This is a genomic window from Photorhabdus australis DSM 17609 (assembly GCF_000711895.1).
Lineage (GTDB): Bacteria > Pseudomonadota > Gammaproteobacteria > Enterobacterales > Enterobacteriaceae > Photorhabdus > Photorhabdus australis.
The window spans coordinates 19,096-35,650 of the sequence record NZ_JONO01000031.1; the positions used below are offsets into that span (position 1 = coordinate 19,096).

Sequence of the window (16,555 nt, forward strand, 5' to 3'; positions counted from 1 at the left end):
TATTTCATCAATATTATCTTATAGAGTTCTTTTGGAAGTTTTTTAATTAATTATCGCATTATTTGCACCAGTAAAATTTGAAACTGATTGCGCTATATGCTAATTAATTGGCGGTATATTCTATAAATCTATTGGGTATATATTGTTTTGTTATCAATATATAGGTCTATTTTTCTAATAATTTAGCTATTGGTGAGGTTATTTAATTTCAGAAAAACACACGAAAGATGAGAAATTTTTTCAAGCGAGTGAGGTGTTGATAACTCACCTCTTTCATTGGGGGTATCGATCCATCAAAGCTAATACAGCCACCTCCGCTAATTTTGCGAAATACAGAAATACATCACAAAAGCAGGCTATTTCTTAATACTGGTTACAAACGATATGAAGTATAACAAAACCTGGATTGGTGATCTCCTTGGTGGTTCTTTAATGAGCCGAGAAAGCTGTTTAATCGCTGAGGTGATGTTGCAATCACCGAGCAAAGAGCAATGGCAGCGGTATCTTGTCACTGAAAATATCCTACAGGCATCTTCGGAAAGGACCGCGATTCGCTATGCACATACTCTTCGTTTGCGTCTATCCATGTTGGACAGTAAAGGGTTGGAGTTGGTCGCACATGGGAGTGAACGCGAACGTCAACAGTGCTTAATGGTGGCGTTGATGTTGCAGTCACCTGTAGTCGCCGCTTTTATTTCATTGGTGGTAAATGATGCCAAACGCCAATTTCGTGAGTCCTTACCGGCTAATGTATGGGAGGTTTTTGTTGAAGATCAACGTCGGGTTCATCCTGAGCTAACGGGTTTTTCAGAGTCTTCATTAAAGAAAATGGGCAATAACGCGATAAAGGCGTTAAGTGAAGCCCGTTATCTTGATGCTCCTTGCCGTCGCCATCTGCAAACCGTGTTTCTGCTACCTGAAATTCATGATCTGTTAATACGTCTTGAACGCAGCGATTTGATTCCTCTCATGGAGGGAAGACAGTGATTGATAAGGTTCTGGAATACCGACTAGCCCAAATTGAATCTCGCATAGAGATGGAGGGAATCCCACGTAATACTCGCCCCGGCAATGAAATCAGTTTTTGGATTTTTGATTATCCGGCTGAAAAAGAAATTCGGGTGCGGGAATTCTTGCGATATCTGGTTAAACGGTTGGAGAAGAAACGCACATTTGTTCATCTAAATATCTTCAGGATATTGGTTGATATGTTGGAAGCGCGGAATTTATTTGAACGTGTTTGTGAGCGCGAAAAACAGATGGGTACTGAAGCGATGAAGAAGCAGCTTTCCGGTTTACTCAGTCAGAAAAAAATAGCGGAGCACATTGCTAATACCACTTCTTTAAAAGATCAGGAACTAGCGATTATTTCAGGTTTGGGGAATGCGTGGCCTTTTGTGCGTGGTCACGAATTGATGAGTGCCTTACAGGATGTCATGGGCTTTACGCCTTTGTTGATGTTTTATCCGGGAACCTACAGCGGCTATGACCTGACACCTCTCGCGGGTATTGATTCCCGTAACTACTATCGTGCATTCCGATTGGTTCCTGAAACAGGCCCTGCGGTATTGCTGGATAATCATTGAAGAGTACAGTGATGAATATTGAACAAATCTTTACCAAACCGCTAACCCGAAATATTAACGGGGTGGTGAAAGCCGAACAAATTGACAATGAAAGCGCTTACATTGAATTAGATGAATATGTCATTACGCATGAGCTTGATCGTCATTTCCGTGCTTTTTTTGCCGCTTATTTACCCGCTGTTGGTTCAGAACGGAGCCGGGTTGAGAATAAGATTGGTGTTTGGGTTTCTGGCTTCTTTGGTTCAGGTAAATCCCATTTCATCAAAATATTATCTTATTTGCTGGCCAACCGGCAGGTTATCCACAATGGTGATAGACGTAGTGCGTTGTCTTTTTTTGAAGACAAGGTAGAAGATGCGTTGTTATTAGCTGATATTCGCAAAGCGGTGCAGTATCCGGCTGAAGTGCTTTTGTTCAATATTGATTCCCGTGCTAATGCAGATGATCGTGAGGATGCGATCCTGAAAGTCTTTCTAAAAGTGTTTAACGAACGCGTAGGTTACTGTGCAGATTTCCCACATATCGCGCATTTAGAGCGTGAACTTGACCGCCGTGGGCAGTATCAAGCGTTTAAAGATGCTTTTGCCGCTATCAGTGGCTCATCGTGGGAAACTGAGCGAGATGCTTACGATTTTTTCCGTGATGAAATGGCACAGGCATTGAGTGTAGCCAGCGGGCAAAGTGAGGAATCATCGCGCCAATGGGCGGAGCAGTTTGATGCAAATTTTCCTTTAGATATCACTAACTTTTGCAAGTGGGTGAAAGAGTACTTGGATAGCCGTGGGAATGGCAACATCTTGTTTATGATCGATGAAGTCGGTCAGTTTATTGGCAAAAATACCCAAATGATGCTGAAGTTACAGACGATTACTGAGAATCTTGGCACGATTTGTAGTGGCCGAGCGTGGGTTATTGTTACATCGCAAGCGGATATCGATGCCGCTATTGGTGATATAAAGCATCGTGATGGCTTGGATTTCTCTAAGATTCAGGGCCGATTCCCGACGCGTTTACAGCTTTCCAGTTCAAACACCGCTGAAGTTATTCAAAAGCGCTTGTTAACCAAAACCGAATCAGCGGTTGAAGCATTGCAAACCATTTTTGCCCAGAAGGGTGACATTTTACGTAATCAGCTTGGTTTTGATGCAACGACCAAGGCGACTCTGAAGCCCTATACGCAATCATCTGAATTTGTTGATAACTACCCATTTGTACCTTGGCATTTTCAGCTGGTACAAAAAGTGTTTGAGTCTATTCGTACCAAAGGGGCAACGGGCAAACATTTAGCCATGGGGGAGCGCTCCTTGCTGGCGGCGTTTCAGTCGGCGGCACAACAGGTTCAGTCGGATGATTTAAATACGTTGATCCCTTTCTGGCGTTTCTATGCACCCATTGAGGGTTTTCTGGAACCTACAGTTAAGCGAACTATTGAGCAAGCAGAGGGATTAGGTCTCTATGAACAGGATATCCAACTGCTTAAGACACTATTCTTAATTCGCTATGTTAATCTGCTAAAAAGCACCTTAGATAATCTGGTGACTCTGACAATCGACCGGATTGATACGGATAAAATCACATTACGTCGTCAGCTTGAGGCCAGCCTTCAGCGCCTTGAAAATCAAATGCTGATTGCCCGTAGCGGTGATGAATATTTGTTCTTAACGAACGAAGAAAAAGAGATTGAGAATGAAATTCGTAATGTGGAAGTAGAATACACCACGATCAATCGCCGCCTCTCAAGCCTCATTTTTGATGACTTGCTCAAAAACCGTAAATATCGTTATCCGGTGAATAAGCAGGATTTCCCGATAAGCCGCTTCTGTAATGGACACCCTTTAGACGGCGCCCATCTGGAAGATTTAGTGGTGAAAATATTAACCCCGCTGGATACTTGCTATAACCATTATCGCGATGATATTACCTGTATTCCTTATTCTGCTGAAGGTAACGGTTGTATCTTGATCCGACTGGCTGATGAATTGCTGGTGTGGAAAGATTTGCAACTAACGGTGCAGACAGACAGTTTCCTTAACAAGCAATTTGGGCAGCGACCAGAACAAAATGTGCTGTTGAAGGAAAAGGATCGCGAAAACCAGAGTCGTGAAAAAACATTACGTGTGCGTATTGAACAGCTGCTAGCTGAAGCAACGGTTTATGCTATTGGTGTCCGTTTACCGAAAAAATTTGCCTCACCAATAGTCATCGTGGATGAAGCCTGTAGATATGTCATTGAAAATAGTTTCGCTAAACTTAAATTGCTGCGTCCAACAAGTAGTGATATCAATCGCGAAATTCATTCGCTTCTGACCATAGAAGATTTTGCACAAATCAATCTTGATATGTGCTCTGAGGAAGGTAATCCAGAAGCTACGCGAGAAGTCGAAGCCTGGATTAGCATGAGTGTCGATTATCATAAGCCGGTTTACCTGCGGGATGTACTTAATCACTTTGGACGGCGTCCCTTTGGCTGGCCAGAGGACGAGGTCAAATTGTTGGTCGCGCGTTTGGCTCGTTCAGGCAAAATCAATTTTACCCTGCAAAATAATCAAATCAGCCTGAAACAGGCGTGGGATGTGTTCACGAATACGCGTCGGCATAGTGAGCTACGTTTGCTGAAAGTCCGTCAGCATGATGAGGAACAACTGCGCAAGGCAGCACATATCATGAACAGTGTTGCGCAGGAGTCTTTCAATGAACGCGAAGAACAAGGATTGGCAAAGCATATTCGTACCACTTTGGAACGTTGGGAACGTGAGTATGTCGGCTATCAAATCACCATTCAAACAGGGCAGTTCCCCGGAGAAAAAGAGATTCAGGAAGGGCTTCGGCTGATTAAGTTGCTTTTGTCGCAGAAAGAAGCTTTTTCGCTGGTGGAGAAAGTGATCGATGAATCTAACGCGTTGGCAGACTTTGCTGAAACACGTGATGATATCAGTGATTTTTATGGTAATCAGCTCCAGTCTTGGCAGCAGTTGGCAACGGTGCTAAATGGCAGCTTTAAGGCTAATCGTAGCGCGTTAGAAAAAGATGAAAAGGCTCATCAAGCTTTGACTAAACTAAGCCACATTTACCAAATGGCAAAGCCTTATTCTCAGCTCCGCTGTATTGTTCCGCTAATTGAACAGGTGCAGGAAGTGAATCAGCGTTTGTTAACCGAAGCCCGTGAATACGGTTTGCAGCGTATTGATACCCGCATTGAAGAAGTTAAAAAACAGGTGCAACAGAGTCAGGCACCTGATTCATTGCTGAATCGAGCTTTGTATCCAATGCAGCAAAGTCGTGAGCGTGTAGTTAATACACAGTCGATACCTGAGATCTATCATGAGCAAAGTGAGGTCCAGTTACAGCAAGGACAGGCTGAACAGTTAATGAACGGTTGGATTGATGAGCAGTTGAAAAAACGTCAGATGATAGAGAAATCCATTAGCCATGATGGGCAGCGATTGCCAGTGATACCGGTATCTGGCCCGCCTACCGTACAGCCTGTACCTGTTTTGAAAAAGACGCTTGCAATCCACGCTACGCGCGAAATGAAAAAAGCCGTTGGTGGGGATGTATTAGAAACGACCGAGCAGATGGAAAAGGCGCTTGAGCAACTACGTAAGACGTTATTCGATGCGCTCAAAGCCGGTGATCGTGTTCGCCTCCAGTGACTTAATCGGGCGGGCGTTTATCACGCCTGCAAGGATTGCCCATGAATACTGCCAATATTAAAAAATACGCTCCTCTGGCACGAACCCAGTTCTGTCATGCCACTACCCAAAAACTCATATCGTTAGGGATTAGTCTGGATAAAAACGGTGATTTGCAGATTGCTGATGTTACTGAAATAGGCGATAGGGTCCGTTTTGGTCGCTATGAATACCCGAAAACGGTATTAGCGCGTCGTCACCGATTAGTTGAGCGTGCGCATGTACAGGGTTATACCCGGTTAATTGAGCATGTTGCCTACACTTGGTTTAATCGCCTGTGCGCTATTCGTTACATGGAGCTACATGGATATCTGGATCATGGCTTCCGTGTGCTATCTCATCCTACAGATCCTATTGGTTTTGAGGTGTTAGCGCATATTCCAGAAGTCGTTGGGAGCCTGGAGTTAAGCGATCCTCAGCGGCTAGTAGAGATGAAACTAGCGGGCGATCAAGATGAAGCGTTGTATCGCGAACTGTTGTTAGGACAGTGTCATTTTCTGCATAAGGCTATGCCGTTCCTGTTTGATTCGCTCAATGATGAAACTGAGCTTCTGTTACCGGATAATTTGACACGTACTGACTCGATCCTACGCGGGCTGGTGGACAGTATTCCTGAAGAGGACTGGAAACAGGTAGAGATCATCGGCTGGTTGTATCAGTTTTACATCTCTGAAAGAAAAGAGCAGGTTATCGGTAAAGTTGTGAAGAGCGAAGATATTCCCGCAGCCACTCAGCTGTTTACCCCTAATTGGATCGTGCAGTATCTGGTGCAAAACTCCGTAGGTCGCCAATGGCTACAAACCTATCCTGACTCTTCGCTTAAGGAATGCATGGCATACTATATTGAACCCGCAGAGCAGATTGCCGAAGTACAGATGCAATTAGCGACAATGACACCAAATAGCATTGAACCTGAGAGTATTAAAGTACTTGATCCTGCGTGTGGTTCCGGCCACATCCTTATCGAAGCCTATAACGTGCTAAAGCGAATATATGAGGAGCGTGGATATCGCAGCCGTGAAATTCCGCAGTTAATTCTGGAAAATAATATCTTTGGTCTGGATATTGATGATCGCGCTGTTCAGCTTTCAGGCTTTGTGTTGTTAATGATGGCGCGTCAAGACGATAGCCGCATCTTTACCCGTGATATTCGCCTGAATGTATTGTCGTTGCAGGAAAGCTCCTCGCTAAATATTCCAACGTTGTGGCAGGAACTTAACTTGCATCAACAAAGCTGTACCGGTAGTACGGTTGATATGTTTGCTCAGAGCAATATCAGCGCTAATAGCCAAAGTGCTGATGAATATCAATTGCTGGAAAGGACGTTAGCGTTATTTACGCAGGCAAAAACCTTTGGTTCATTGATTCAGGTTCCGCAGCAAGATGAGGAAACGTTGAAAGTGTTATTACGACAGTTCATTGAGTTGGAGGCGAGTGGTGATACTCATCAGAAAGAGGCGGCGCATATCCTTATTCCTTTTATCCATCAGGCATGGTTGCTGGCGCAGCCCTATGATGTGGTGGTAGCGAATCCGCCGTATATGAGCACGAAGGGAATGAATGGCGAGCTGAGAGAATTTGCCAGGAAACAGTTCCCTGATAGTAAGTCAGATTTATTTGCGATGTTTATGCAGCATGCATTTCGTTTGTTGAAGGTAAATGGTTTTAATGCTCAAGTGAATATGCAGTCGTGGATGTTCTTATCCAGCTTCGAGAAACTGCGTGAGTGGCTGCTGGATACCAAGATTTTTGTCACTATGGCGCATCTGGGATCTCGTGCATTTGGGCAGATTTCGGGGGAGGTGGTTCAGACTACGGCTTGGGTAATGAGTAAATATCATGTTGATGGTTATCTGCCGGTATTTTTCCGTTTGATTGAAGGAGGAGAGGAAGAGAAAAAAAGTCTTTTAATAGAAAAGAAAAACCGTTTTGATAACGTTAAACAGGATAGTTTCAGACAAATCCCAGGAGTACCGATTGCCTATTGGATCTCTACGGGATTGATGAATCTTTTTAAAAATAACTTACCTATGGAACACTATGCGGATATAAGTACAGGGCTAAGTACAGGAAATAATGATCGATTTCTTAAGATGTGGACAGAGATTAATCATTTGAATAGAGATTGGATCCCTTGTCAAAAAGGTGGGTCGTATAGGAAGTGGTATGGTAATAATGAATTTGTTATTGATTGGGGAAATAATGGTGAAAAATTAAAGAAATCCAAAGGATCTACTTTAAGAAATGTTCATAATTATTTTCGAGAAGGGATTTCATGGACTAGGGTGTCTAGTGCAAGTACAGCTTTTAGATATTTTGCAGATGGTTTTATTTTTGAATCGACTGGCCCGAGCTTTTTTCCAAAAGAAAACGATAAGAGAACACTGTATTTCTTTGTTGGGTTATTAAATTCAAAGCTCGCAACAGTATTATTAGAATTTATTGCACCTACATTGGACTTTCTAAGCGGACATATTGCTAAGTTGCCTTGTCTTCAAGGAAATTGGGTTGACGTTATTTCTGAGAATTCATCTAAATTAATTAAAATTGCTAAAGAGGATTGGGATAACTATGAGATTTCCTGGGATTTCAAACGAAATCCAATGGTGGGGAATAATGAAAGTATGCTTTTATCAGCATATAAAAAAATTAAAACTAAATTTTCAGATAATATAGAGATGATGAAAAATCTTGAGTTTGGAAATAATTCTGTCATTGTGAAAAGTAATTCATTGGAACAAGATGTCTGCATTGATATCTCTTTAAATGAGATAACATTAACATGTAATCCACATTATCGTTACGGTAACGAATTAACAGAGAAAGAATTAGAAAATCGTTTCCAATCTGACACCCTGGTCGAGCTTCTAAGTTATATCATTGGCTGCATAATGGGTCGCTACTCTCTCGACCGAGAAGGTTTAGTTTATGCTCATGCGGGTAACCAAGGTTTTGCTGAATTAGTAGCACAAGGTGCCTATAAAACTTTCCCAGCAGATAACGATGGTATTCTGCCACTGATGGCTTCGGATTGGTTTGATGGTGATGTCACTGTACGGGTACGTGAGTTTGTCTGTAAAGTTTGGGGCGAGGATCATCTACAAGAAAACCTCGATTTTATCGCCAAAAGCCTGTGTTTGTATGTTATCAAAGAGAAACGCGGTGAATCTTCACTGGATACCATCCGTCGTTATATTTCTATCCAGTTCTGGAAAGATCACCTCAAAACTTACAAAAAACGCCCGATTTATTGGTTGTTTAGCTCTGGTAAAGAGAAGGCATTTGAATGTTTGGTATACCTGCATCGATATAATGATTCCACGTTGGCGCGTATGCGTACCGAATACGTTGTGCCATTGTTGGCGCGCTATCAACGTAATATTGATCTCCTGCAAGACCAGCGTGACGAGGCATCATCTGCTGCTGAAACCAATCTCTTGAAGAAAAGGCAGGAAGGTTTCACCAGGAAATTTAATGAATTGCGCAATTTTGACGATCGTCTGCGCCACTATGCTGATATGAGAATCTCCCTTGATCTGGATGACGGAGTTAAGGTTAATTATGGCAAATTTGGTGACTTACTGGCGGATGTGAAAGTGATTGCGGGTAATCCATCGGAGGTAGCGTAATGCAACATGCAGATTTACTTCGCGGGCTCATGGAGCACTTTACCCATCACCGTATCGTGTTTTGGTACGATCCGAAGCAACATTTTAGTGAAGTACTGCCTAAGCTGGAGCTGGATGGTATCTCTGTGCTGAATATGCACGGTGCTTCATTGCTAGCAACTAAAAAACTGATCGAACTTGATCAGCCAGAACAAAAGTTCTTACTGTATTTCGCTTATGAGCGTCCCGCGCGTGAGTTAGATTGGTTGCTGGACATTCGTCTCTACAGCAGCGAGTTCCATGCTGATCATGCAGCGATGATCCTTAGTGATTTGAAGATCCCTCAATCAGGGCTACGTGAATATATTCAACGGCGTCAGGATTTCTTCTCAGTGAATACTCGTACTCAGACGTTAAAAAGCTGGATCACGGAAGATGAATCTGAAGACTCGTTGGATAAAAAAATGCTAGCGGTAGTTGTTGGGGCTAAATCATTCGAAACGAAAGAAATTCTTTTTAACCTGTTACAGCAATATGTCCGCCAACATAAGGATGAAGAAGATAACGCGCTTGAAAACACGTTAGCGGTGATGGCGCATTTGAAATTGGTTTCGGTACTTTGGTGGTTGCTGGAACAAGAAATGAGCTACCAGAGTGAAAAGCCATTGCTGGATGATTTTATCCTTAAATTGTTTTGTACCGATCTTTGGTTACAAGGTGACAAAGCGCATCGAGATTGGCTCAGCAATAATGTATTGCCCACGGCAGCGGGCAAAGCTTCGGCTTTGGCGTTTATGGTTGGCTGGCGTGCCGATCGCCGTTTTAGTGAAGATTATGATTTTGTTGCGGATCAGCTAGCCGGAAAATTTGATCTGATTGCGCATTATCGTCATAGCTCTCCTTACGTTCTGCAAGAGTGTGAAACCTTTGAAGCTATCGAACAATTTATTATTAAAGCTTTGGTTACACAGTTGCTGGAAGAGAACACCACATTGGATCGCGTGATGTTTAAAAATTTGCTGTCACAGCGTCTGGCAGCCCATTGGTGTCAGACTCGGCCAGAATATCATGCGATTTATCAAGCTCTGCGACATGCGGAACGTTTGCTGAATTTACGTAATCTCCATATTGATGGTTTTAAATATCCTGATGCTTCATCTCTGTGGAAAGCCTATACCACGGAGATTTATCGCTTTGATCAAGCCTATCGCCTCTTTAATGAGCAAGCAATGTTAGTTCATAGCAAAGGGGCGGATATTCTGCGAGACCTTGACGAACATATTGAGGCACTTTATACCAATTGGTATTTGGCTGAGTTGAGTCGTGAATGGAACCGACTACTGGATAGTGAGCAAAGAATCCATAGCTGGGAATTCAGCGGGATACTATTACAGCGGAACTTCTATCGTGACGTTGTGAAGCGTGAGTTGAGTACCTCTCAGGTCAAACGTGTGTTTGTGATCATCTCTGATGCTCTACGTTATGAAGTCGCTCAAGAGCTGGCGAGTTTGATTAATCGCGAAAAACGTTTTAGCGCTGAGTTGCGTTCCCAAACAAGTGTGTTGCCAAGTTATACTCAATTAGGCATGGCGGCACTATTACCACACAACGAGCTGAGTTATTTGCCTGATAACTCAGGTGTCGTTTATGCCGATGGGCAATCAACGCAGGGTATTGCCTATCGTGATGCAATTTTACGAAAAGTTAATGGCATGGCGGTCAGTGCCAACGAATTATTTAATTGGAATAATAGCGAAGGCCGCGACAAAGTGCGTAATGCTGAAGTCGTTTATATCTGGCATGACACCATTGACGCGATTGGTGATAAAGGAGCGACAGAAGAAAAAACCTTTGAAGCTTGCCGAAAAGCAATCAATGAGTTGAAAGATTTGGTTGCTCGCGTGATTAATCGCTTGAATGCTACCCGTGTTTATATTACTGCCGATCATGGTTTCTTATTCCAGCAACAACCGCTATCTGAAACAGATAAAACTAAACTTCAGATTAAGCCTGAAAACACAATTGAGGCAAAGAAGCGCTTTATCATCGGCCATCAGCTGCCAGATGATGCGTTCTGTTGGCATGGTAGATTGTCTGATACGGCAGGCAGTAGTGATGACAGCGAATTCTTGTTGCCTAAAGGTATACAGCGTTTTCATTTTACCGGTGGAGCACGCTTTGCTCACGGCGGAGCGATGCTGCAAGAGATTTGTGTACCCATATTACAGGTGAAAACCTTGCAAAAAGAGCAGGTGAAAAGGCGTCAACAGCGATTAGTGGGTGTAGTGGCGAAAAGCCAAAATATTAAATTAGTCAGCAATATTGACAAGGTAAGTTTTATTCAGACCGAACCGGTTAACGAACAATATTGTGCACGTCAGCTCACTATCTATATTGTTGATTCAGAAAACCATGTCGTTTCAGCCAAAGAGACGGTGAATTTTGATAGTGATAATCATGGTATGGATCAGCGTGTGCGAGATGTTACGTTGAAACTGGCGGGTAAACAGTTTGACCGCCGACATAGTTATACGTTAGTTCTGGAAGACAGCGAAACCCGGACGCATTTTAGCCGTTATGCGGTGACTATTGATCTGGCCATTCAGGATGATTTCTTTTAAGTGGGGCTGTGTGCGATGGAAATATATTTTATTGTGGCCGATGAGTTTGTTTTTTAATCTATGATTGACTTCAAACTGAACAAATATTTATTTAATCAGAGAAGACGCCACATGTAATGTTACATGTGGCTAATTTTAAATTGATTTATACCCGTCATCTTTCAAGTTACCTCTTTGTTGGCTGCACTCACTCACCCTGGTCACATAGTTATCTATGCTCCCGGGGATTCGCTCCCTTGCCGCCGCGATGCATCTTGAAATCTATTGGGTATATTTATTGTTAACTTTTTGTTTTCTTCTTCCACTTTCATTATCTATGGTTAATGGTGGTAATGTGTTGAGTAACAATTCCAATTCATCAGTGACAGTAGGATGTTTTTTTATATTGTCATTTTTATCTAAAGATTCTTCTGCTTCTTTCTTTGAAATATTTTTTATACTCAAATAGTTAGTTATTTCATTAAGTGTGTTTTCCCAATTTTCGTTAGCTTTTTGAATTTCTTTTCTACGTTCATCTAACGCTTTTATAATTAAAGTTGCAATTCTATCCTGTTCAGAACGGACTGGAACAGGTATTAGAGTTTTGGCAACATCTTCATCCAATATAGCTGGATAACTTGAACCAGTACTCCATTTTCTGAATTGTTCAAGTGTACTTGGTAAGCGTAATGCATACTGTAGATAAAATGGATTAATATCTTTATGTGCTCTTATTATAGAGAAACCTGTTGATGCGATTTGATCATGAAACTCAAGTGGCACTACAGCGATGGCACCTCTTGTTGGTCTGCACGTTGATACCAATATCGAATGCCCTTACTACTTTCCGTGCTCTTGAGGGGGCTTCGGACCCTTCCATCAATTGAGGTGTACTTACAGCTCCAATACTCACATCAATACTTGATATATCTAAGTATTGAAAAATACTATCAGGTTGTTTTGTAGGATCTCTCTTTGTCTTTAGATATATCTGCAACATCGCTCACTTTTTTTATAATTGAACTTGGGAATAATTTAATTCCCTTTGCCGGCATATGATAATCGATATCCCATCTTTTAGCTTTTTTTAATTCATCTCTAGTTTTAATCAAAATATTCACAACCAAGTTACCTCTTCGTGAAAACGTTTTATAGCATCACGTACTTCTGAACCTGGTTTTGAACGGCCTGTAGCATCATAGCCCAGGTTTTCAATCTCACACAGGAAGGTCTTATCATTATTCAGCGGTTTTTCATTTTTACCTAATCGTTGAATAATGCATAAGCATGTTTTTACCATCGTTCCATAGGGGGTAAAGGCTTCTTCAGGGAAGAAAAAAATACCTTTAATCTTGGCTACATTATCTAACCATTCTCTAACGAATAAGACGCTCTTTCCTTTCATCAAATGTTCTGGCAGAACTATAGCCATCCGTCCCCCAGGTCGAAGAAATTGAAGGCTTCTTTCTAGTCCTAATATTTCTAAAGGAAGAGACTTTTTTTTATGTCCAAGTGAAAAACGCCCCATCATAGCCATCGTTTCTTGCCGCATGATGCTACCGAATGGAGGGTTAGTAAGTATAATATCGAATACGGCTGGATCTTCTAAGCCGTTCTCGCGCAATGCTATAATGTCTGGATAGTTATCAAAGCTTAATAGTGCATCTTGGTTTCTTATATTCGTGTGTCCATCATCATTGAGCATCATGTCTGTCATCGCAATTCGTACCATGCGGTCTGATTTTTCAATTCCATGTAAATGGAAAAATTTAAACTCATGTAAGTCATGCGAAGTTAATGTTTTACCTTGATGCTGAATAACATATTGTAATGTTTTGGTTAAAAAATGCCCCGACCCACAAAAAGGATCAAGAACAAGCTCATTGGCTTTTGGTTTTATTATGCTTACCGCGAGTTCAACTATTGGGTCTGGTGTAAAATATTGCCCCATACCGGCTCGGATCGCAGGTCCAAGTACTTTTTGAAATGCTCTTCCTTTAATATCTGCGTTACTATCGATCAAAGAGAATTCTTGCAGTTTTTCTGCTATTTTAAATAAAGCAGTATCTGATAATTTTATTTGTGTTTTAAAGACACCTCGTGACCTTTCATAATCAGGTATTCTTTTTGAATAAATTTCAATATCGGCCCTTTTAGCTTCTTCATATAGAACTCGAATATTAGATGCAACTTCTGAAGCGTTACTGGCTCCATAAGTTTGGAATTTAAATGCAGTGCCAACCGGTTGTTTTGTTGTTTGACGCTCATCATAAATTTTTGTATAAATTACCTTACAGATCTCATCTAATGCTTCATCTGCATGTAATCCATCAATGTCCCTTGCAAAACTATGACAATCGAAAAGTACACGTTCATAGTCTTTACTTAATACGTTTAATCCAGTGCTTCTCCCATTAGTTTGAATCGGCATTTCTCTGATAAGTTGTGTTTTGGTTTTACTATCTAACCCATATGCGGGTAAATCAGTAATGTATTCAAAATCATTGGGATCAATTTTTTTACGTAGAGTTTTAACTTTGTCTCCATCTGTGACAAGTCCTATTGTTGCCGTATGGGTAGATGCAAGATATGTTTCGAGTTGACGTTCAGCTTCCTTAAATTCATCATCACTAATACCTCTTTTTTTTACTTCAATATACAAAAATGTTCTGCGATTGGTATTTTTTATTGAGATATCAGCTTGTTTTTCTGTCGAACCCATTTTCACTGATTCTTCGATAACTATACGTTCGCCGATCCATTCTTTTGGGTATTGGTAAGCATCAATTAAACGCCTTAACGCCCATTGACGAACAAACTCTTCGATATGTTTCTCTGCTCCCTCGTATGTTCTATGTGTTTCAAACCAGTTATCTGCACGTCTTTTTCCTTCAATAACATCACCATGCAGAGGGAAAAGCCATTCTTCAGGAGAAATAATTTGAAAACTACCGATAGCTGCCATTTTTAAACCTATCTTACATATAACGTGTAAATATTATGTCATTTTACTATCTATATTTCCAGTCATAGACCATATGAGCTGAGGGTATTGTTAAAGCTATTTTAAATAGCATATTTATTAATGTATTTTTTATTGACTTGATAATGGTGTCTTATGGATATCTTAGTAGGTAAATTAGTATAGATTAAATGATGATGAAGTTCTCTCCTGGTAGAAAGAGACTCTCACCTTAATTTATTATTAGAGTCCTTAAGTATATTATTTTCAATATAATAACATAACATATCACTTACAGCTTCAGCCCATTTATCTACTTCTTCAAACGAATTTGTATGACTGGCAAGTCGTTCTCCTATTGATAACATCGTTTCTAAAAGTAACTTAGAGATAAAATATCGATGCTCATCGGCTATATTAGGAATAGTTTCATTAATGAATCTTAGGACAAGTAACATGGTCTCTTTTTCTTGCTGTGTTGTTTCATATGAATCACGAAAAAAAGGTGCTGCGTCGGATAATGCTGTGCGTAATACTGCTTCTTCACATTCGGTATGAAAAAATTTTTTTATTGCCAAACGTAGACGTTGCAGTGGTGGAATAGTGAAATCAAATAGAATATTGGCTAGGTCTTGCTGTGTTTGTTTCCATTCGTTTTCTTGCAGTGAAAAAAGAATAGCCTGCTTATTGGGAAAATACTGATATAACGATCCAATACTGACGCCCGCTTTTTCTGCTATTCGACTTGTCGTAAAACAGTGGACTCCTTCCTGGAGTAAAATGCGAGTAGCGGCCTCCAGAATATTCGCAACTAAATGCATAGAGCGTGTCTGTTTAGGTGCCTTTCTAATTGAAATAACAGGGGAATTTTTCTTTTGCATAATTCTTTTCCTGATATGCGAATATTAAATGTGAATAATTACTCGTATTCTATCACTCAATAGTTAGCGGAACTATTTATACATAGAGGAAATATGATGAATACATTAACCACTCATCCATTGAGCACAATATTAGAAAAACTCTTCTCCGAATCTGACAATTCTCAAGCCCGGCTTTTTCAAACATTGGGTTATCTACCCGAAACCGAGCAGCAAGCGTTGATGAAAGAAGCGGGTGGCGAGAACTATAAAATATTTTATACTCGAGCTAAAGATCATTATATGTCAATATCAAGGGATACAGGCAATTTACTGTATATACTTTGTCGAGCTAATAGTTCCAGGTCGGTAATTGAATTTGGTACTTCATTTGGAATATCTACTCTACATTTGGCCGCAGCCGTTAAAGATAATGGCGGTGGAAAGGTAATTAGTACCGAGTTTGAACATAAAAAGGTGGTACAAGCGCGTATAAATATGGAAAAGGCAGGTGTCGAACATTTAGTTGAAATTCGGGAGGGAGATGCTATCGAGACATTAGGGCAGAATTTACCAGAAAAAATTGATTTTATTCTATTAGACGGCGCAAAAACTCTTTATCACCCTATTTTAATGATGCTAGAAGATCGTATGCACACGGGAACATTGATCGTGGCCGATAATGCAGAGTGGGCTCCAGAATATTGCCATTATGTTCGTATTAGTGATAATTATGTTTCTGTCCCCTTTGCTAAAGATATTGAATTATCTATCAGATTATAGTCTGAAGTATAAAGCACATCTGGTAAGGTGTGCTTTACCAATGCAACAGAATAATATCATTATTTTGATATTTGTATGAGTTTATAATGCCTTTTGCTTATTGTTGTGATCATAATGGGATTTTATCTTCTAAAGCAGATGAACCCTATATTATCCTTCTAAAGGGATAATATGAGTATTACATCTGCAAGAATGTTAGCGCATATTCTGCGTAATGAGCGTAAAAAGCGTAAATTAAGTCAGGATAAAGTTATTTAAGAAGTACAAGAACTTATACCGGAAAATTGCCCATTAGATATCAGTAAGTCAATATTTAGCGGCTTACACTGTCAGGCAGCTAAATTACCTTAAATTATTTCTTGCTGGATTCAGAGAAGATAGTGAATAGAAATAGGTTTTATCTGGTAATTTAGCCAGTAATTTATTTAAGATTACTGGCTATCAAGTCAACAATAGCATAACAC

The 16,555-nt window shown here is 40.7% G+C and carries 10 protein-coding genes; 6 read left to right on the plus strand and 4 right to left on the minus strand.

Annotated elements, in window-relative coordinates; genetic code table 11:
- Window positions 1-384 precede the first annotated feature (384 nt).
- Genes BO26_RS10360 through pglZ form a run of 5 tightly spaced genes read left to right on the plus strand, consistent with a single transcriptional unit; the run spans window position 385 to window position 11,507 of the window.
- Window positions 385-987 carry a DUF1819 family protein gene (locus BO26_RS10360; RefSeq protein ID WP_036771205.1) on the plus strand — a complete coding sequence of 201 codons (603 nt, stop codon included), beginning with the start codon at window positions 385-387 and terminating at the stop codon, window positions 985-987.
- Window positions 984-1,586 carry a DUF1788 domain-containing protein gene (locus tag BO26_RS10365; RefSeq protein WP_036771206.1) on the plus strand — a complete coding sequence of 201 codons (603 nt, stop codon included), beginning with the start codon at window positions 984-986 and terminating at the stop codon, window positions 1,584-1,586. Before BO26_RS10360 ends, BO26_RS10365 begins: the two co-directional genes overlap by 4 nt.
- A gap of 11 nt (window positions 1,587-1,597) precedes the next feature.
- Complete coding sequence (gene brxC / locus BO26_RS10370; RefSeq protein ID WP_036771207.1) at window positions 1,598-5,239, plus strand: BREX system P-loop protein BrxC; 3,642 nt, start codon at window positions 1,598-1,600, stop codon at window positions 5,237-5,239.
- A gap of 41 nt (window positions 5,240-5,280) precedes the next feature.
- Entirely contained in the window at window positions 5,281-8,907 is a 3,627-nt protein-coding gene (gene pglX / locus BO26_RS10375; RefSeq protein WP_036771208.1) for a BREX-1 system adenine-specific DNA-methyltransferase PglX, read from the plus strand.
- The gene (gene pglZ, locus BO26_RS10380; RefSeq protein WP_036771209.1) at window positions 8,907-11,507 is read left to right on the plus strand and encodes a BREX-1 system phosphatase PglZ type A; all 2,601 of its coding nucleotides are present in this window, start codon (window positions 8,907-8,909) and stop codon (window positions 11,505-11,507) included. The genes pglX and pglZ overlap by 1 nt, the downstream gene beginning before the upstream one ends.
- 261 nt (window positions 11,508-11,768) lie before the next feature.
- Here the strand turns inward: pglZ and BO26_RS10385 are convergent, their stop codons facing one another.
- The 4 genes from BO26_RS10385 to BO26_RS10395 form a co-directional block, all read right to left on the minus strand.
- Window positions 11,769-12,269, minus strand: coding sequence for a restriction endonuclease subunit S domain-containing protein (locus BO26_RS10385; RefSeq protein WP_036771210.1), 501 nt, complete (start codon window positions 12,267-12,269; stop codon window positions 11,769-11,771).
- Window positions 12,270-12,436: 167 nt separating this feature from the next.
- Window positions 12,437-12,607, minus strand: a complete 171-nt coding sequence (locus BO26_RS23470) for a hypothetical protein (RefSeq protein ID WP_157835545.1) — start codon at window positions 12,605-12,607, stop codon at window positions 12,437-12,439.
- The gene (locus BO26_RS10390) at window positions 12,604-14,451 is read right to left on the minus strand and encodes a type I restriction-modification system subunit M (RefSeq protein WP_036771211.1); all 1,848 of its coding nucleotides are present in this window, start codon (window positions 14,449-14,451) and stop codon (window positions 12,604-12,606) included. The genes BO26_RS23470 and BO26_RS10390 overlap by 4 nt, the downstream gene beginning before the upstream one ends.
- A 224-nt stretch (window positions 14,452-14,675) precedes the next feature.
- Window positions 14,676-15,329, minus strand: a complete 654-nt coding sequence (locus tag BO26_RS10395; RefSeq protein ID WP_036771212.1) for a TetR/AcrR family transcriptional regulator — start codon at window positions 15,327-15,329, stop codon at window positions 14,676-14,678.
- A 93-nt stretch (window positions 15,330-15,422) separates the two neighbouring features.
- On the opposite strand from BO26_RS10395, the gene BO26_RS10400 reads away from it, so the two are divergent.
- On the plus strand, window positions 15,423-16,091 hold the full coding sequence (locus BO26_RS10400; protein WP_236637426.1) for an O-methyltransferase: 669 nt from the start codon (window positions 15,423-15,425) through the stop codon (window positions 16,089-16,091).
- Window positions 16,092-16,555: the final 464 nt, after the last annotated feature.